A 19,307-nucleotide genomic window follows, 5' to 3' on the forward strand; every position below is an offset into this window, starting at 1 on the left:
GAAAATTAGAAGTAGCCTTGGCGTTTCTTGTCTTCCATGGAGCCTGCGCCATCATGGTCGATGACACGGCCCTGGCGCTCGGACGTCCGGGTCAGGAGCATTTCCTGGATGATGTCCGTCAGGGTCTCGGCCTCCGACTCGACAGCGCCCGTCAGCGGGTAGCAGCCAAGGGTACGGAAACGCACTTTCTTCTTGACGATACGGGCCTTCTCTTCATCGGAGAGATGCTCGAGGATGCGCTCGTCGTCGATCATGATCAGGGTGCCGTTCTTCTCGATGACTTCACGCTCGGCGGCGAAGTACAGCGGCACGATCGGGATGCCTTCGAGGTAGATGTACTGCCAGATGTCCAGTTCGGTCCAATTCGACAGTGGGAAGACGCGAATGGACTCGCCCTTGTTGACCTTGCCGTTGTAGACGTTCCACAGCTCCGGGCGCTGATTCTTCGGGTCCCAGCGGTGCTTGCTGTCGCGGAAGGAATACACGCGCTCCTTGGCACGCGACTTCTCTTCGTCGCGACGAGCACCACCGAACGCAGCGTCGAAGCCGTGCTTGTCCAGCGCTTGCTTGAGGCCCTGGGTCTTCATGATGTCGGTGTGCTTGGCGCTACCGTGGGTGAACGGGTTGATACCCTGCGCCACACCTTCAGGGTTGACATGGGTGATCAGCTCCAGGCCCATTTCCTCGACCATCTTGTCGCGGAAGCTGTACATCTCCTGGAATTTCCAGCGGGTGTCGACATGCATCACTGGAAACGGCAGCTTGCCCGGGAAGAAGGCCTTGCGCGCCAGGTGCAGCATCACAGCGGAGTCCTTGCCGATCGAGTACAGCATCACCGGATTGTCGAACTCGGCGGCCACCTCGCGGATGATATGGATGCTCTCCGCCTCCAGCTGTTTCAAGTGCGTCAGTTTGTCGACCATGGCTACTCACGAAAAACGATCTTATGGACGGCCAACGGGCCGTGTTCGAGCAGGGCACTTTATCACAGCACCCGATTCTATTTAGACGCGCAACTAGAACGAAACAATCTAACCATATGCCCGCGCGTTTTGACGTTCAGATAGGGTTGGGGCAGTCAATGAACAGGTGCTCCACGGCGAAACGTCGCGCCAGGTAATCGCCCAAGGCCTGGACGCCGTAGCGCTCGGTAGCGTGATGGCCGGCGGCGATGAAGCTGATGCCGTTCTCCCGCGCACTGTGGAAGGTCTGCTCCGAGGCTTCGCCACTGATGAAAAGATCGACCCCCGCGGCGATAGCCTGATCGATATAGCCCTGCCCGCCTCCCGTGCACCAACCGACCCGGCGAATCACCTGGTCGCCCTCGATCAGCAAGGGCTCGCGGCCCGTGACTTCCTGGACCCTGCGAGCGAAGTCCTGCGCCGAACGGGGCTCGGCCAGCGAGCCGATGAGGCCGACCACGCGGGGATTGTCCGGGTCGAGCGGCCCTTCCACGGTAATCTCCAATCGATGCGCCAACTGCACGTTGTTGCCCACCTCCGCATGGACATCCAGTGGCAGGTGGTAGGCGAGCAGGCTGATGTCATGCTTGAGCAAGGTTTTCAGGCGCCGCTGCTTCATCCCTGTGATGCACGGGTTTTCGCCTTTCCAGAAGTAACCATGGTGCACCAGTATCAAGTCGGCTTCGGCTTCGACGGCGGCATCGAGCAAGGCCTGGCTGGCGGTCACGCCGCTGACGATACGGCGGACCTGCGGGCGACCCTCCACCTGCAGGCCGTTAGGGCAGTAATCCTGGATTCTTGCGCTCGCCAGGTAGCGGTCGGCTTCCTCGACCAGGGTGCTCAGGGCGACGGCCATGTAAAGTCTCCTCGATCAGCGGTTCTACCGGGCGTAGAGGCCCGTATAATGGCCGCCATTATGGGCTGTCACTGGCTTCGAGGATACCGATGCCAGTCGCCTGGACGCAGGCTCGACTCACCATCGCCGTTCATCCGCTTCAGGTGTATGATCGCGCGCGCTTGCTTTGTGGGTCGCACCGCAGCGCCCCCGTTCAATCCAGGACCTCTTCCATGCTCAAGGCACTGCGTTACTTTGGCTGGCCGCTACTCACCGGCACGCTGATCGCCCTGCTGGTCATCCAGCGCTTTCCACAATGGGTCGGCCTGCCGAGCCAGGACGTCAACCTGCAGCAGGCGCCGCAGACCACGCGGATCATGCAGGGACCGGTATCCTATGCCGACGCGGTGACCCTCGCCGCGCCCGCGGTGGTCAACCTCTACACCACCAAGGTGGTCAACAAGAGTTCCCACCCGCTATTCGAAGACCCGCAATTTCGCCGCTTCTTCGGCGACAACCTGCCCAAGCAGCGTCGCTGGGAATCGAGCCTGGGCTCGGCGGTGATCATGAGCCCGGAAGGCTACCTGCTGACCAACAATCATGTGACCACTGGCGCGGACCAGATCGTGGTGGCGCTCAAGGATGGACGCGAGACCCTGGCGCGCGTCATCGGCAGCGACCCCGAGACCGACCTGGCGGTGCTGAAGATCGACCTGAAGAACCTGCCGGCCATCACCATAGGCCGCTCCGACAATATCCACATCGGCGACGTCGCCCTGGCCATCGGCAACCCCTTCGGCGTAGGTCAGACCGTGACCATGGGCATCATCAGCGCCACAGGCCGCAATCAGCTGGGGCTGAACAACTACGAGGACTTCATCCAGACCGACGCCGCGATCAACCCGGGCAACTCCGGAGGCGCGCTGGTCGATGCCAACGGCAACCTCACGGGTATCAATACGGCAATCTTCTCCAAGTCCGGTGGCTCCCAGGGCATCGGCTTCGCGATCCCGGTCAAGCTGGCACTGGAAGTGATGAAGTCCATCATCGAGCATGGCCAGGTGATCCGTGGCTGGCTGGGCCTGGAAGTTCAGCCGTTGAGCCCGGAGCTGGCTGAATCCTTCAACATGGAAGGCCGCCCGGGGATCGTGGTGGCGGGGATCTTCCGCGACGGGCCGGCGCAACGGGCCGGGTTGCAACTGGGCGACGTGATCCTCAGCATCAATGGCGAACCCGCCGGTGACGGCCGCAGGTCCATGAACCAGGTGGCCCGGATAAAGCCGAACGACAAGGTGGCTATCGAAGTGATGCGCAACGGCAAGCAGCTCAAGCTGGTCGCCGAAGTGGGCCTGCGTCCGCCGCCGACGCCTGCGGTGAGCAAGGAAGAGAAATAAGAGGGCGGTTGCTGCGAAGCGGCTTTGATGTGAGTCTGGACCGAGGGTTGAACCTGGAATGTGCTTTAGACCAGGTTTCCCTCGCTACCGCGCGGGCTCGATGTCATGCATTGCCAGGCAAGACCTCGACTCGCCTGGCAATGTAAACCACCCAAACGACGCGTTGGCTGTGGTTACGCTCTCCCTAATGCAGGATCTGGCTCAAGAACAGCCGGGTCCGCTCGCTACGTGGACGATCGAAGAAGTCATCCGGCGAGGCCTGCTCGACGATCTCCCCCTTGTCCATGAAGATCACCCGGTTCGCCACAGTCCGGGCAAAGCCCATCTCGTGGGTCACGCACAGCATGGTCATGCCATCCTCGGCCAGACTCACCATGGTATCGAGCACCTCCTTGACCATTTCCGGATCGAGCGCCGAGGTCGGTTCGTCGAACAGCATGATCTTCGGCTTCATGCACAACGCCCGGGCAATCGCCACGCGCTGCTGCTGACCACCGGACAACTGCCCCGGGTACTTGTGCGCCTGCTCAGGGATACGCACGCGCTCCAGATAGTGCATGGCGATTTCCTCTGCCTTGCGCTTGGACAGCTTGCGCACCCACATCGGTGCCAGGGTGCAGTTCTCGAGAATGGTCAGGTGCGGGAAGAGGTTGAAATGCTGGAACACCATGCCGACCTCGCGCCGGATCGCCTCGATCTGCTTGAGGTCGCTGGTCAGCTCTACCCCATCGACCACGATGCGCCCTTGTTGGTGCTCTTCCAGACGGTTGAGGCAGCGAATGGTCGTGGACTTGCCGGACCCGGACGGTCCGCACAGAACGATCCGCTCGCCCTGACGCACATTGAGGTTGATGTCCTTGAGCACATGGAACTGGCCGTACCACTTGTTCACGCCCTGCATCTGGATGATGCCTTCGGTGCCAGCAGGCTGCTTGATCGCTTCATTCATCACGAAAACTCCTAACGTTTGTGGCCCGTGTCCAGCTTGCGCTCCAGGTGCATGGAGTAGCGGGACATGCCAAAACAGAAAATCCAGAACACCAGGGCGGCGAATACATAGCCTTCGGTGGCCATGCCCAGCCAGGCCGGATCGGCCGCTGCCTGCTTGACGCTGTTGAGCAGATCGAACAGCCCGATGATGATCACCAGGCTGGTGTCCTTGAACAGGGCGATGAAGGTGTTGACGATGCCGGGAATCACCAGCTTCAGGGCCTGCGGCAGAATGACCAGGCCCATCGAGCGCCAGTAGCCCAGGCCCATCGCGGCGGCTGCCTCGTACTGGCCCTTGGGAATGGCCTGCAGACCGCCACGCACCACCTCGGCGACATAGGCCGACTGGAACAGGATCACCCCGATCATCGCCCGCAGCAGCTTGTCGAAGCTCATGCCCTCGGGCAGGAACAGCGGCAGCATGACCGAGGACATGAACAGCACGGTGATCAACGGCACGCCGCGCCAGAACTCGATGAAGGTCACGCAGACCACCTTCACCGCTGGCATGTTCGAACGCCGCCCCAATGCCAGCAGGATGCCCAGTGGCAAGGCCCCGACGATGCCCACCGTGGCGATCACCAGGGTGAGCATCAGGCCGCCCCACTGGGTGGTCGGCACGGTGGTCAGCCCCAGGTAGCCGCCATGCAGGAGCAGGTAGGCAATGATCGGGTATAGCACCAGGAACCCCAGTCCATAAGCTGTCTTGCGCGTGAAACGCGCAATGAACAGCGGCGCCGCGCCGACCACGGCAAGCCACACGGTCAAGTCGACCCGCCAGCGCAATTCGGTCGGGTAATAACCGTACATGAACTGGCCGAAGCGCTGCTGGATGAAGACCCAGCAGGCACCTTCCTTGGTGCAGTCGGCACGGGTGGTGCCGACCCAGTTCGCATCGATGATCGTCCACTGCAACAGCGGCGGCACGATCAGCCAGATCAAGTAGAGCGCGAACAGGGTCAGCAGGGTGTTCAGCCAACTGGAGAACAGGTTCGCTCGCATCCACGCGAATACACCGACCACTTTGACCGGTGGCGGCATATCGGGTTTGAAAACATGTGCATTCATGCGCTCATCCTCACCGTTCGATCAGCGCGATGCGCTTGTTGTACCAGTTCATCAGCAGCGAAATGCTGATGCTGATCGCCAGGTAGACGCTCATGGTGATGGCAATGACTTCGATGGCCTGACCGGTCTGGTTGAGCACGGTGCCCGCGAACAGCGAGACCATTTCCGGATAACCGATACCCGCGGCCAGCGACGAGTTCTTCGCCAGGTTCAGGTACTGGCTGGTCAATGGCGGAATGATCACTCGCAGCGCCTGCGGGATGATCACCTTGCGCAAAGTCGGCCCCTCGCGCAGGCCGAGGGAGCGGGCCGCTTCCGTCTGGCCATGGCTGACCGAGCGGATACCCGAACGGACAATTTCGGCGATGAATGCGGCCGTGTAGATGGTCAGCGCCAGGGTCAACGCCAGCAGCTCGGGGATCAGCACCCAACCGCCAACGAAGTTGAACCCCTTCAGCTGGGGCACTTCCCAACTGACCGGACTGCCGACCAGCAACACGCAGAGGCTTGGGATACCCAGGAGCAGCAGCAGGCCCGTCCAGAACTTGTGGAACGGCTCGCCAGTCTCCTCGAAGCGACGATTGGCCATGCGCACCATCAGAACGACCGCCAATATCGCCAGCGCCACGCTGACGACGAATGGCCAGAACCCCTCGGCCATGGACGCGCCAGGCATGTTCAGGCCGCGGTTGCTGATGAAGAACAGGTCATCGATATTGATGCTGCCACGCGGCCCCGGCAACGTCAGGAAGACCGCGAAATACCAGAAGAGGATCTGCAACAGCGGCGGGATATTGCGGAACGTCTCGACATAGACGGTCGCCAGTTTGCTGATCATCCAGTTGGGCGACAGTCGCGCCACGCCGATGATGAAGCCCAGCAGGGTCGCCAGGACGATGCCGATGACCGTCACCAGCAGCGTGTTGAGCAGCCCGATGAGGAACACCCGGGCATAGCTGTCCGACTCCACGTAGGGGATCAGGTGCTGGGCGATGCCGAACCCGGCGCTGCGTTCGAGGAAGTCGAAGCCGGAGGTGATACCCCGATGCTGAAGGTTGGTCTGGGTGTTATGAAACAGGTACCAGCCCAGACCGACCACGAAAGCCACCGTGATGATCTGGAACAGCCACGCACGCACACGTGGATCGCTAAGGGAGAATCCCTTGGGTGCGCCGATTTGATTTTGCATGAAATGCCCCGCAAGGAAGGGAACCGAACAGCCTGCGGCGGCGCGAGGCCACCGCAGGATGCAGCCATCAGCGCACGGGTGGCGCGTACTGGATGCCGCCGTTGTTCCACAGCGCATTCAGGCCGCGGTCGATTTCCAACGGGGTGCTCTTGCCAAGGTTCTTCTCGAACACTTCGCCATAGTTGCCGACCTGCTTGATGATCTGCACGACCCAGTCTTTCGGGAGCTTGAGGTCCTTGCCATACTCGCCATCGGCGCCGAGCATGCGGGCCACGTCGGGGTTCTTGGTGCCTTTCGCTTCGGCTTCGACGTTCTGCGAGGTCACGCCTGCCTCTTCGGCGTTGAGCATGGCGAAGAGCGTCCACTTGACGATGCTGAACCATTCTTCGTCGCCCTTGCGCACGACCGGTCCCAGGGGCTCCTTGGAAATGGTTTCCGGCAGAACCACGTATTCGGCCGGGGCGGCCAGCTTGGAACGCTGTGCGTAGAGCTGCGACTTGTCGGAGGTGAGCACGTCGCAACGACCCGACTCCAGCGACTTGGCGCTTTCATCGGAGGTATCGAAGGTGATCGGGGTGTATTTCAGGCTATTGGCACGGAAGTAGTCGGAAACGTTGAGTTCGGTGGTGGTGCCGGCCTGGATGCAGATCGTCGCCCCATCGAGTTCCTTGGCACTGGAGACGCCCAGTTTCTTGTTCACCAGGAAGCCGATACCGTCGTAGTAGGTGACACCGGCGAACATCAGGCCCATGCCGGCATCGCGGGAGCTGGTCCAGGTAGTGTTGCGCGACAGGACGTCGACTTCCCCCGACTGCAGCGCCGTGAAACGCTCCTTGGCATTGAGCTGGCTGAACTTGACCTTGGTCGCATCGCCGAACACCGCCGCTGCCACCGCGCGACAGACATCGGCATCGATACCGATGATGTTGCCTTTGGCATCCGGCACCGAAAAGCCCGGAAGACCGTCGCTGACGCCACACTGGACAAATCCTTTCTTTTTCACCGCATCCAATGTCGCACCGGCCTGCACCAGGCCACTGGTACCCAGGGCGGTAGCGGCGGCCAGCACTGCCAGGGTGGATTTCCACATCTTCATCAAAACCTCCAGGTCGCTCTTGTTGTATAGAGCCGGAATCGCACCGCGCCCTTATGAGGCGCATCCGACCCTTTGTTGGCTTGTTTTCGGGTCAATTGGCGCAATGGACTGTTCTGTGACAGCCTTATCGGTGCGAGGGTTGTTACCGTCGCAACCGCCTTACCTTGCATCGAGGTCTGAGTAGCAAAGCGCGTACCATAGTCCCAGTCCTAAGCGTTTAAGCGCACGTCAAGTAGGAAAAGTTGTAGAGTTGCGACATCTACTTTTGGCATTCCTCGGTATTGCCTCCTTTCTACGCACCTGACAAGAACGCACGCACTATTTCGGAGCAGTCATGACCAACCCCCTGATTCTCGAACCCCAGAAGACCGCTGATGCCTGTGTTATCTGGTTGCATGGCCTGGGCGCCGATCGTTACGACTTTCTACCCGTGGCCGAATTTCTCCAGGAACGCCTGCAGAGCACCCGCTTCATCATGCCCCAGGCGCCGACCCGCCCGGTCACCATCAACAGCGGCTACGCCATGCCCAGCTGGTACGACATCAAGGCCATGACGCCGGCGCGCGCGATCGACGAGGCGCAGCTGGAAGAGTCCGCCGACCAGGTGATCGACCTGATCGAAGCCGAGCGGGCCAAGGGCATCGACCTGACGCGTATCGTCCTGGCAGGCTTTTCTCAGGGTGGCGCGGTCGTGCTGCACACGGCCTATATAAAGTGGCAGGAAGCGCTTGGTGGGGTCATGGCCCTGTCCACCTACGCCCCGACCTTCAGCGACGACCATCAGCTAGGCGCCTGCCAGCAACGCACCCCGGCCCTGTGCCTGCATGGCGTGAATGACCCTGTGGTATACCCGGCCATGGGCCGTACCGCGTTCGAATACCTCGATACCTGGGGGGTGGCTGCCCGCTGGCTGGAATACCCGATGGAGCATGAGGTGAACGTCGCGGAGCTGAGCGATATCCATGATTGGCTTAGCGAGAAGCTGCGTTGAGCGCCACCCTTCTGTAGTTGTAGGAGCAATCCACTACGCCGCGCCCGAATCTTGCATTACACTGCCCGGCGTACATTCCTTAACCAATTGATGAGATGACTGTGCTCAAGGCACTCAAGAAAATATTCGGCAAGGGAGACGCCTCACCGCAGCCCGTTGAACCCGCTGCCACCGTGACCGCGCCAGTGGCGCCCGCCCTTCCTGCCACCCCGGCACTTGAATCCGCGCCCGCGGCGCGACCTGCGGCCGATGTCGAGACCGGCATCGCGCCGGCCGGCAAACCCGCCACCCAAGACAAGCCTCGCCGCCCACGCGAGCGCAAACCCAAGCCCCAGGCGTCGCTATGGAAGCTCGAAGACTTCGTGGTCGAGCCGCAGGAAGGCAAGACCCGCTTCCACGACTTCAAGCTCTCGCCTGAAGTGATGCATGCCATCCATGACCTGGGCTTCCCCTACTGCACGCCGATCCAGGCCCAAGTGCTGGGATACACCCTGCGTGGTCAGGACGCCATTGGCCGAGCGCAAACCGGCACCGGCAAGACCGCTGCGTTTCTGATCTCGATCATTTCCCAGCTGCAGCAGACGCCACCGCCCAAGGAACGCTACATGGGCGAGCCACGGGCGCTGATCATCGCGCCGACCCGCGAGCTGGTGGTGCAGATCGCCAAGGATGCCGCGGGCCTGACCCGTTATACCGGGCTCAATGTCATGACCTTCGTCGGCGGCATGGATTTCGACAAGCAGCTCAAGGCCCTGGAAGCGCGTCATTGCGACATCCTGGTCGCGACGCCCGGTCGACTGCTGGACTTCCATCAGCGTGGCGAAGTGCACCTGGACATGGTCGAGGTCATGGTCCTGGACGAGGCCGACCGCATGCTGGACATGGGCTTCATCCCCCAGGTCCGGCAGATCATCCGCCAGACCCCGCCCAAGAGCGAGCGCCAGACCCTGCTGTTCTCCGCGACCTTCACCGAAGACGTGATGAACCTCGCCAAGCAATGGACCACCGACCCGGCCATCGTCGAGATCGAGCCGGAGAACGTCGCCAGCGAAACCGTGGAACAGCATGTCTATGCCGTTGCCGGCAGCGACAAGTACAAATTGCTGTACAACCTGGTGACCATCAACAAGTGGGAGCGGGTCATGGTGTTCGCCAACCGCAAGGACGAGGTGCGCCGCATCGAGGAGCGCCTGGTGCGCGATGGGGTGAACGCCGCACAGCTGTCTGGCGATGTGCCGCAACACAAGCGCATCCGTACCCTGGAAGCGTTCCGCGAAGGCCATATCACCGTACTGGTGGCCACCGATGTCGCCGGCCGTGGCATCCATATCGACGGCATCAGCCACGTGATCAACTTCACCCTTCCGGAAGACCCCGATGATTACGTGCACCGTATCGGTCGTACCGGTCGCGCAGGCACCAGCGGTGTCTCGATCAGTTTCGCGGGTGAGGACGACTCTTACCAGCTGCCTGCGATCGAAGCCCTGCTCGGGCGCAAGATCACCTGCGAGATGCCGTCGGACGAGTTGGTAAAGCCGGTACCACGCAAGCAAGGCTGAGAAACCGAAGGGCCCGGTTCAGGTCGGACAAGGGCCTCCATGGCTGGATGCGAGAAGTGTCGCTCCAGCCAAGCGACACGATCCATGCTCCGACTACCACCGCCCCGCCGCATCCTGATCGCTCTGCTTGCCTTCCACCCAATGCGCCCCCTGCGCCGTGTTCTCCTTTTTCCAGAACGGCGCCCTGGTCTTCAGGTAGTCCATGATGAAGTTGCAGGCATCGAAGGCGGCCTGCCGATGAGCACTGGCCACGCCGACGAAGACGATTGGCTCGCCCGGCTCCAGCGCGCCGATGCGATGCAGGACCTCGACCTTGAGCAACGGCCAGCGCTCGCTCGCGTCGACCACGATCTTGCCCAGCGCCTTCTCGGTCATGCCGGGATAGTGCTCGAGCAGCATGCCCGCCACTTCCCGCCCATCGTTGAAATCCCGTACATAGCCGACGAAGGCGACCACCGCGCCGACGCCGACATTGGCGGCGTGCATGGCATTGACTTCCAGACCGGGGTCGAACGCTGCCTGCTGAACCCGAACACCCATGCTCAACCTCCTGTCACCGGTGGAAAGAACGCCACTTCATCGCCCTCCCGGACCGGCTCATCAAGCTTGCACAAGTCCTGGTTGCACGCGCACATCAGGTTCTGTTCGGCCAGCAGCAGGTAATCGCCGCCCTGCTCCAGCAAGGCCTGGCGCACATCGTCGACGACCTTGAAGTCGCCTTCCAGCTGTTCCCCATCGCGCCCCAAGGCTTCACGGTAACGAGCGAAATACACGACCCGGACTTTCATCACGCCTCCACCTGGTAATGGCCGCTCTTGCCGCCCAGCTTCTCCAGCAGACGCACCTGCTCGATGACCATGCCCTTGTCCACGGCCTTGCACATGTCATAGATCGTCAGGGCCGCGACACTGGCCGCGGTCAGCGCCTCCATTTCGACACCGGTCTGCCCGGCCAGCTTGCAACGCGCCACGATACGCACGCTGTCCGCGCCTTGGGCGGTGAGCTCGACCTTGACGCTGGTCAACATCAGCGGGTGGCACAGCGGGATCAGGTCACTGGTCTTCTTCGCTGCCTGGATACCGGCGATACGCGCTACCGCGAACACATCGCCCTTGGGGTGCTCGCCATCGACGATCATCCGCAAGGTCTGCGGCAGCATGCGCACCCGCGCCTCTGCCACCGCCTCGCGCGCGGTCACGGCCTTTTCGGTGACGTCGACCATATTGGCCCGCCCCTGGGAATCGAGATGAGTCAGCACAGCTTTCCTCCTATAAGGGAGCAAAGAGTGTAAACCCGGCGGTCAGGTTCTGGCAGCGAAAAATCCGGGCGGCGACGCCGCCCGGAGAATGGGGATTACAGATGCCCTTCCGCGTACTCGGCCAGTACCGAGCGCGGCACCCCTTGCAGGGTGATATGGACACCGTGGGGGAAGTCCTTGAAACGCTCGGTCAGGTAGGTGAGACCGGAGCTGGTCGCGGACAGGTAGGGGGTATCGATCTGCGCCAGGTTGCCCAGGCAGACCACCTTGGAACCGGCACCGGCACGAGTGATGATGGTTTTCATCTGGTGCGGGGTAAGGTTCTGGCATTCGTCGATCAGGATCAGGCTCTGCTGGAAGCTGCGACCGCGAATGTAGTTCAGCGACTTGAACTGCAGCGGCACGCGTTCGAGGATGTACTCGACGCTGCCGTGGGTATTCTCGTCATCCATGTGCAGGGCTTCGAGGTTGTCGGTGATCGCGCCTAGCCAAGGCTCCATCTTCTCGGCCTCGGTACCGGGCAGGAAACCGATTTCCTGGTCCAGCCCCTGCACGCTGCGGGTGGCGATGATGCGGCGATAGCGCTTGCTGACCATGGTCTGCTCGATGGCGGCGGCCAGCGCCAGGATGGTCTTGCCGGAGCCGGCGGCGCCCGTCAGGTTGACCAGATGGATATCCGGGTCGAGCAGGGCGAACAACGCCAGGCTCTGGTGGATATCGCGTGGCTTGAGCCCCCAGGCCTCCTGATGCAGCAAGGGTTCCTGATGCAGGTCGAGCAGCAGCAGTTCATCCTCCCGCACGCCCTTGATCCAGCCGACGAAGCCTTGTTCATCGATGATGAACTCGTTGATGTGGACAGCCGGCAGGTTGTCGCTCAATTGCACGCGATGCCAGGTGCGACCGCGCTCCTGGCGGGTCTCGACCTTGCTGACCCGGTCCCAGAACGAGCCGCTGACGGAGTGGTAGCCCTTGGACAACAGGGACACGTCATCGACCAATTGGTCGGTGCTGTAATCCTCGGCGGCGATCCCGCACGCCCGCGCCTTGAGGCGCATGTTGATGTCCTTGGTCACCAATACCACGTCCAGGTCCGTGCGTTTGCCGCGCACTTCGAGCAACTGGTTGATGATGATGTTGTCGTTCAGGTTCTCCGGCAACAAGCGATTGGGCTCGTTGCGCGGGCTCATCAGGATGGACAGGAAACCCTTGGGTCCACCCTTCCCACGCTGGATCGGCACACCCAGCTCGACATCGCTGGGCGAGGCATCGCCCAAGGTCTGGTCGATCAGTCGGATCGCCTGTCGACATTCAGCGGCGACGGTGTGTTTGCCTGCCTTGAGCTTGTCGAGTTCCTCCAGCACCGTCATCGGTATGGCGACATGGTGCTCCTCGAAGTTGAGCAATGCGTTGGGATCGTGGATCAGGACGTTGGTATCAAGCACATACAGGATTGGCTGGTTGGAGGAAGGGTTGCGTCCTTGGTCATCCATACTCGGTCACCTTATGCGAGGCCAGACGGCGAGCTTGCGCAGCGCCGTAGATTGACTACCGTCCTCCCCGTATCCGCGTCGTTACGGGCGGGAAGCACACCTGACAGAAGGTAGGCCTGACGCCACCTGTGCTGCAGGATTCGGCTGTCTGTCTCCTTGATACCGCAAAGCGGTCACGGGAAAAAGCATTTTTTTTCACAGGCTTGAGGTTTTTTTTTCGTGCGACAAATAGATTTCAAGCGCAAAGAAACGGCTGCTAGACTGAATGCGCGCCCTGTACTTGCGCGGAAAAGTTCCCCGAGGATGCGCTGCAACGCGCGCTGCCTGTGTGACGCGTTGAGCCGCAATCGAGAAAGCAAGACACCCTAGCGCGCATTGGCGAGCTGCGGATGGATGTCGCCCAACCGGTTTTTGGGCCTCAAGTACGGCTTTTGCTGTGCGCACGCCTACCCCTACAGTCGAGTCCTTTTCTGACTACGATTAATCACGACTCAGCCATATAAAAATTTTGCCATATTACCCAGGACCACCATTGGCGGAATCATCATTGAAGACAGAAAACAGCATCGGCAAAATCGCATGGCTACGATCCGCTCACCGGTCTGCCGCGATCACCTATGTCCGTAATCCTGGCAATCTTCCCAGCCTATCCCGCTCTGCGCCGTGTGCTCCAACAGCCACGTCACGGCTGGTTGAGCATTAGGCAGACTGTCATGAAACTGGATCACTCCCTTGCGCCAGAGCAGCATCAGGCTCAGCACGCGATGTGCAGAGGCCTCAGCTGTCAGCGGCCCATTGTCCTGCGCGTCGATGTCCCAGAGTGAAACCTGCAGCTCCTGAGCCTGCATGAACGCCTGGCCATCGGCTCGTCGCTGTCCATAAGGCGGACGAAACAGTGGAACATACTGTTCCGGCAGTTCGCTCTGGATACGGGCCTGGCTACGCTTCAGGGAATCCTGCCAGCCCTGCCACTGCGCATGGGAGCGGTACTCCCAGCCCTGAAGCCCCACGCACTGCCTGGCATACAGGTGACGCAAGGTATCGGGCGTGCCGGCATCGCGCCGCTGCTGCAGGCGGCTGCCCAGCACGAAGAAGATTCCGCTGACCCTCTGCCGACGCAGATAGTCGGCCAGACCGTCGCTGGCGCTTCCCTCGGGGCCTGGCCCACCGACGAACGTCAACAGGAACAATCGGTCATTGAGCTCGTCACCCGTGCGCTCCTGCTCCGAAAGCCGCTCGATTTCGCTGGTGGTCTGCGGGAACAGCGCGGCCTTGCGCAGTTGCTCGTCAAGGTAGCTCACGTGAAATCGACGGCTCGGCTCGACCCACTCGCTGTAGAACTCACCGACATTGGCGGAAAACGAGACGGCCTGGGTGCGCAGGTCATCCATGGACGTCACCGGGAAACAGAACGAGGCATCCTGCTCGCAACTCAGCTGCGCCTGTTCATAGCTCTTCCAGAGCCGCTGCCACATCCGCGCGCGTACCGAGCGGATCATCTGCAGGTTTATCTGACGAAGCTGCAGACGCGCGGCCAGCGCCGTTTCGTCGAGCTGCTCGCTTTCCTGCAGGACCTGGGCGAAGGACAGGATCTGCGCTCGCGAAGCGACGTCGAACAGCACCGGACTGTCCAACCGTTCGGGCCACAGATCGCGATCGAGGCTGGCGAACGGCGTCGGCGCCGCCTGAACGGAAAGACTCATCAGGATGGCCACCACGGCCAAGGCGATACGCACGTTCGGACTCTCCTCAAAGCATGTTGCGCACTATAGCCGTTGGCCGGACGATGGTCTGTGACTATCGTCGGCATAGTTTGGAGATCGTGCGGCGCGCCCGTAGAATTCGCCCGACGATCAAGGAGCCGACCCGATGCTGACGGTGATATCACCCGCCAAGACCCTCGACTACGATACCCCTCCCGTAATTCAACGCTTTACCTTGCCGCAGCACCTGGATGACTCGCAGGAGCTGATCGGCCAGTTACGTGACCTGACGCCTGCGCAGATCAGCGAACTGATGCACCTGTCCGACAAGCTTGCCGGCCTGAATGCCGCGCGCTTCGGTAGTTGGAGCCCGGATTTCACGCCCGCCAATGCCAAGCAGGCGCTGTTGGCCTTCAAGGGCGACGTCTACACCGGTCTGGATGCCGAAACGCTGGGCGAGGACGACTTCACTTATGCACAGGATCATCTGCGCATGCTGTCCGGGTTGTACGGCCTGCTGCGCCCGCTCGACCTCATGCAGCCCTACCGTCTGGAGATGGGCACCAAGCTGGCCAATGCCCGTGGCAAGGACCTGTACGCCTTCTGGGGGACGCGGATCAGCGAATGGCTGAACCAGGCACTGGCCGACCAAGGCGACGACTTGCTGCTTAACCTGGCCAGTAATGAATACTTCAGCGCGGTCAAGCGCGGTGCCCTCAAGGCACGCGTGATCAACACCGAGTTCCGTGACCTGAAGAACGGGCAGTACAAGATCATCAGTTTCTATGCCAAGAAGGCGCGTGGGTTGATGAGCCGTTTCGTGATCCAGGAAAGGATCGACGATCCGCAGCGTCTGAAGCAGTTCGACCTTCAGGGGTACTACTACAGTGCCGAGGCCTCGAAAGCGGACAATCTGGTGTTCCTGCGCGACGAGCCCCAAGCGTAAGAGACCGTGCCGGCGTTCGAGGAAACGCGCGAGCATCCACGACTCTCGTGCAGGATGGACAATTGCATTTCCAGGCGAGTCCTGCGGTCTCGATCGCAGGCGGTCCGGCGTCCCGGCAAGCCAGCTCCGGGTTGTGGTGCTTTTTAGAGGGTTTGTCTTGCCTGGGCACTCGGGGTCCTGTCAATTTCTATCAAGTCCGATCGCCTCGACTCGGGGTGAACACAAATCGCCATCAGCCAGAATAACGGCGTCAATAAAATACCCCCTCTTTTATTGCAAAGTGCCATGAGACCTTTTCTAGATTTTCTGAAAATATTTTGAAAAAAGTTCTCGATAGTGGCACAAGAATATTCCCTGCGCTTTTCGCCCTGTATGAGCAGGCATGCCATCGAGCAGTGCCATCAATATGAAAGTACATGAAGACGCTGGAATATTCATCATTTCCTGCTGCTCTGCCTGCCCCCCCAGGAACTTCTCCCGGCAATTACCGCTCATAGGTGCCGTAACGATTCTTGAGCACACCCTGTGAGAGATTACTTACAACAAATGGACGGCGGTCACACCGTCCACTTCAATGACCCAGGCAGACGCAACGCGTTCAGCAGGCCTGCCCCAGCAAGACAAGAGACGCCCCTAGAGTCGTCCTAGTGGTTGATTTCAAAAGGTTTTTCCAATTGAAAAGACAAGCACGGCAGTTCACCCACTAGTGCACTGCAGCAAAGACGGCTGCCTATCAGGGCACGCCTTTTAATTAATGGCTTTTGGCGTTTAACAATGAGCACACAACTTCCGTGCTCAGGGTTTACTTATGCCTGCGTTCGGCGAAGTGTGCATCTTGCCATGGACCCGTGCGCCCGAAAACAGCGGTTCAATAAACGGGACTGGCTCTTTGCATAGGAGTCGGCGTGATAAACACACGAGGTGAATACGATGCGTATCAGCATCTTTGGTTTGGGTTACGTGGGTGCGGTCTGTGCGGGTTGTCTGTCGGCACGAGGCCATGAAGTTATTGGTGTGGATGTTTCCAGCACCAAGATCGACCTGATCAATCAGGGCAAATCGCCCATTGTCGAACCCGGCCTCGAAACGCTGCTGCAACAAGGTATCGCCAATCGCCGCCTGCGGGGTACTACCGACTTCGCCGAAGCCATACGGGCCAGTGAAGTGTCGATGATCTGTGTTGGAACGCCGAGCAAGAAGAACGGCGACCTGGGCCTGGAATACATCGAATCGGTCTGCCGCGAAATCGGTTACGTGCTGCGCGACAAGACCAGCCGCCACACCATCGTGGTGCGCAGCACGGTATTGCCTGGCACCGTGAAGAATGTGGTGATCCCGATTCTGGAGGAGTGTTCGGGCAAGAAGGCCGGGGTCGACTTCGGCGTTGCGGTGAACCCGGAATTCCTGCGCGAAAGCACCGCGATCCAGGACTACGACCAGCCGCCGATGACCGTCATCGGCGAGCTGGACCGCGCCAGCGGGGACGTGCTGCAAGCGCTCTACGAAGAACTGGACGCGCCGATCATCCGCAAGGACATCGAAGTCGCCGAGATGATCAAGTACACCTGCAACGTCTGGCACGCCACCAAGGTCACCTTCGCCAACGAGATCGGCAACATCGCCAAGGCGGTGGGTGTCGATGGCCGCGACGTGATGGACGTGGTCTGCCAGGACAAGGCCCTCAACCTGTCCCAGTACTACATGCGTCCGGGCTTCGCCTTCGGTGGTTCTTGCCTGCCCAAGGACGTACGCGCCCTGACCTATCGGGCCGGTAGCTTGGACGTCAAGGCACCGCTGCTCGATTCCCTGATGCGCAGCAACGAAAGCCAGGTGCAGAACGCCTTCGACATCATCGAAAGCCATGACAAGCGCAGGGTCGCCCTGCTGGGTCTGAGCTTCAAGGCGGGGACCGACGACCTGCGCGAGAGTCCGCTCGTGGAATTGGCCGAGCGCCTGATCGGCAAGGGCTACGAGCTGAACATCTACGACAGCAACGTCGAGTACGCCCGTGTCCACGGCGCGAACAAGGACTACATCGAATCGAAGATCCCCCACGTCTCGTCGTTGCTCAACGCGGACTTCGAACAGGTGATCGGCAACGCCGACATCATCGTGCTGGGTAACCGTGACGAAAAGTTCCGCAACCTCGCCCAACAGGCACCCGCCGGCAAGCAAGTCATCGACCTGGTCGGTTTCATGAGCAAGCCGACCTGCCCTTCGAGCCGCACCGAAGGCATCTGCTGGTAAACGCCCGGGTGCGGGCGCCCCGGCCCCGCACCCTCACCTCCTCCTGATTCGCGACGGATGCAGAACATGCAAAGGTTTCAGACGATGCTGCTGCAGTGCGCCGGGTGGCTGTTCTACATGAGCCTGCTCATGATGATCGCCCTGGCCCTGCCCAGCGATATCTTCGACCCGCAGTCCAGGCACTTCATCTTCCTGATCGGTGCTGTCGGCATCTGGCGCTACTCGATGGGCGCGACCCATTTCGTACGCGGCATGATCTTCCTCTACGGCGTCTACCCCTATCAGCGCCGCAAGGTCCGCAAACTGGGCGAGGCGGCCGATCCGTCGCATGTCTTCCTGATGGTCACCAGTTTTCGCATCGATGCCCTGACCACCGCTCAGGTCTACAGCTCGGTGATTCGCGAGGCGATCGACAGCGGCTACCCGACCACCGTGGTCTGCTCGCTGGTGGAAATGTCCGACGAGCTATTGGTCAGGAGCCTGTGGCAACGCTTCAATCCGCCGCAACGGGTGAAGCTGGACTTCGTACGCATTCCCGGCACGGGCAAGCGCGATGGTCTGGCCTATGGTTTCCGCGCCATTTCCCGACAGTTGCCCGACGAGCATGCCGTGGTCGCGGTGATCGATGGCGACACCGTGCTCGGCGAAGGCGTCGTGCGCAAGACCGTTCCCTGGTTCAAGCTGTACCCCAAGGTCGGTGGCCTGACCACCAACGAATTCTGTGAAGTGCGTGGCGGCTACATCATGAGCGAGTGGCACAAGCTGCGCTTCGCCCAGCGCCACATCAACATGTGCTCCATGGCCCTGTCCAAGCGCGTGCTCACCATGACCGGGCGCATGTCGATGTTCCGCGCCGCCGTGGTGACCGACCCCGAGTTCATCGCCGACGTCGAGAGCGATTCGCTGCAGCACTGGCGTCTGGGCCGCTTCAAGTTTCTCACTGGCGACGACAAGTCCAGCTGGTTCAGCCTGATGCGCCTGGGCTATGACACCTTCTACGTCCCGGACGCCGCGATCAACACGGTCGAACACCCGCCGGAGAAGAGCTTCTTCAAGGCCAGCCGCAAACTGATGTACCGCTGGTATGGCAACAATCTGCGGCAGAACTCGCGCGCCCTGGGCCTGGGCATCAAGCGGCTGGGCCCGTTCACCAGCCTGGTGCTGTTCGACCAGCGCGTCTCCATGTGGACCAGCTTGCTGGGCCTGACCGCGGCAGTCATCGCCAGCCTCAAGTTCGGCTTGGGCTTTCTCCTGGTCTACCTGCTGTGGATCGGGATCACCCGCCTGATCCTGACCATCATGCTGCTGTGCTCCGGCCACAGCGTCGGCCCGGCGTACCCGGTGATCCTCTATTACAACCAGATCGTCGGCGCGCTGATGAAGATCTACGTGTTCTTCCGCCTCGACAGGCAGTCCTGGACCCGCCAGCCCACTGCCCTCAAGCGTGACCTCGCCAGCTTTCAACAATGGTTCAACACCTGGTCCTCGCGGACCATGACCTTCTCGGCGGCCAGCATCTTCGTGGCTGTGCTGTTCATGGTCGTGTGAGCCCACCCCGGACCGGATCCAACAGGAAGAA

The 19,307-nt window shown here is 60.9% G+C and carries 17 protein-coding genes; 6 read left to right on the forward strand and 11 right to left on the reverse strand.

Features of this window, described 5'->3' with window-relative positions:
* Positions 1–5 precede the first annotated feature (5 nt).
* Complete coding sequence (gene cysD, locus G7009_RS12030) at positions 6–923, reverse strand: sulfate adenylyltransferase subunit CysD (protein ID WP_181130298.1); 918 nt, start codon at positions 921–923, stop codon at positions 6–8.
* A 136-nt stretch (positions 924–1,059) separates the two neighbouring features.
* Entirely contained in the window at positions 1,060–1,818 is a 759-nt protein-coding gene (locus tag G7009_RS12035; protein WP_181130299.1) for a Nif3-like dinuclear metal center hexameric protein, read from the reverse strand.
* 212 nt (positions 1,819–2,030) lie between these two features.
* Between G7009_RS12035 and algW the strand changes: the two genes are divergently transcribed.
* On the forward strand, positions 2,031–3,191 hold the full coding sequence (algW, locus tag G7009_RS12040; protein WP_181130300.1) for a Do family serine endopeptidase AlgW: 1,161 nt from the start codon (positions 2,031–2,033) through the stop codon (positions 3,189–3,191).
* 184 nt (positions 3,192–3,375) lie between these two features.
* Here algW and G7009_RS12045 read toward each other — a convergent pair whose 3' ends face one another.
* The 4 genes from G7009_RS12045 to G7009_RS12060 form a co-directional block, all read right to left on the reverse strand.
* Positions 3,376–4,140, reverse strand: a complete 765-nt coding sequence (locus G7009_RS12045; RefSeq protein ID WP_181130301.1) for an amino acid ABC transporter ATP-binding protein — start codon at positions 4,138–4,140, stop codon at positions 3,376–3,378.
* An 11-nt stretch (positions 4,141–4,151) separates the two neighbouring features.
* Positions 4,152–5,249, reverse strand: a complete 1,098-nt coding sequence (locus tag G7009_RS12050) for an amino acid ABC transporter permease (RefSeq protein ID WP_181130302.1) — start codon at positions 5,247–5,249, stop codon at positions 4,152–4,154.
* 10 nt (positions 5,250–5,259) lie between these two features.
* Positions 5,260–6,438, reverse strand: coding sequence for an amino acid ABC transporter permease (locus G7009_RS12055; protein WP_181130303.1), 1,179 nt, complete (start codon positions 6,436–6,438; stop codon positions 5,260–5,262).
* Between the two features lie 67 nt (positions 6,439–6,505).
* Positions 6,506–7,534, reverse strand: a complete 1,029-nt coding sequence (locus G7009_RS12060; RefSeq protein WP_181130304.1) for an amino acid ABC transporter substrate-binding protein — start codon at positions 7,532–7,534, stop codon at positions 6,506–6,508.
* A 334-nt stretch (positions 7,535–7,868) separates the two neighbouring features.
* On the opposite strand from G7009_RS12060, the gene G7009_RS12065 reads away from it, so the two are divergent.
* Positions 7,869–8,525 (forward strand): alpha/beta hydrolase, encoded by a 657-nt coding sequence (locus tag G7009_RS12065; protein ID WP_181130305.1) that lies wholly within the window; start codon positions 7,869–7,871, stop codon positions 8,523–8,525.
* A 101-nt stretch (positions 8,526–8,626) separates the two neighbouring features.
* Positions 8,627–10,084, forward strand: a complete 1,458-nt coding sequence (gene rhlB, locus G7009_RS12070; protein ID WP_308813321.1) for an ATP-dependent RNA helicase RhlB — start codon at positions 8,627–8,629, stop codon at positions 10,082–10,084.
* Between the two features lie 93 nt (positions 10,085–10,177).
* Here the strand turns inward: rhlB and moaE are convergent, their stop codons facing one another.
* From moaE to G7009_RS12095, 5 genes are all read right to left on the reverse strand, one after another.
* Entirely contained in the window at positions 10,178–10,624 is a 447-nt protein-coding gene (gene moaE / locus G7009_RS12075) for a molybdopterin synthase catalytic subunit MoaE (protein ID WP_181130307.1), read from the reverse strand.
* A 2-nt stretch (positions 10,625–10,626) separates the two neighbouring features.
* Positions 10,627–10,872, reverse strand: a complete 246-nt coding sequence (gene moaD / locus G7009_RS12080; protein WP_181130308.1) for a molybdopterin converting factor subunit 1 — start codon at positions 10,870–10,872, stop codon at positions 10,627–10,629.
* The gene (gene moaC, locus G7009_RS12085) at positions 10,872–11,342 is read right to left on the reverse strand and encodes a cyclic pyranopterin monophosphate synthase MoaC (RefSeq protein WP_181130309.1); all 471 of its coding nucleotides are present in this window, start codon (positions 11,340–11,342) and stop codon (positions 10,872–10,874) included. The genes moaD and moaC overlap by 1 nt, the downstream gene beginning before the upstream one ends.
* Before the next feature lie 95 nt (positions 11,343–11,437).
* Positions 11,438–12,832 (reverse strand): PhoH family protein, encoded by a 1,395-nt coding sequence (locus G7009_RS12090; protein ID WP_181130310.1) that lies wholly within the window; start codon positions 12,830–12,832, stop codon positions 11,438–11,440.
* Between the two features lie 611 nt (positions 12,833–13,443).
* Positions 13,444–14,568, reverse strand: a complete 1,125-nt coding sequence (locus G7009_RS12095; protein WP_181130311.1) for a polysaccharide deacetylase family protein — start codon at positions 14,566–14,568, stop codon at positions 13,444–13,446.
* Between the two features lie 133 nt (positions 14,569–14,701).
* Between G7009_RS12095 and yaaA the strand changes: the two genes are divergently transcribed.
* The 3 genes from yaaA (at position 14,702) to alg8 (ending at position 19,276) form a co-directional block, all read left to right on the forward strand.
* Positions 14,702–15,481, forward strand: a complete 780-nt coding sequence (yaaA, locus tag G7009_RS12100) for a peroxide stress protein YaaA (protein ID WP_181130312.1) — start codon at positions 14,702–14,704, stop codon at positions 15,479–15,481.
* Positions 15,482–16,411: 930 nt separating this feature from the next.
* Positions 16,412–17,728 (forward strand): nucleotide sugar dehydrogenase, encoded by a 1,317-nt coding sequence (locus G7009_RS12105; protein WP_181130313.1) that lies wholly within the window; start codon positions 16,412–16,414, stop codon positions 17,726–17,728.
* A 57-nt stretch (positions 17,729–17,785) separates the two neighbouring features.
* Positions 17,786–19,276, forward strand: coding sequence for a mannuronan synthase (alg8, locus tag G7009_RS12110; RefSeq protein ID WP_181130314.1), 1,491 nt, complete (start codon positions 17,786–17,788; stop codon positions 19,274–19,276).
* The last annotated feature ends 31 nt before the right edge of the window (positions 19,277–19,307 follow it).

This window comes from Pseudomonas capeferrum (genome assembly GCF_013523055.1).
Classification (GTDB): domain Bacteria; phylum Pseudomonadota; class Gammaproteobacteria; order Pseudomonadales; family Pseudomonadaceae; genus Aquipseudomonas; species Aquipseudomonas capeferrum_A.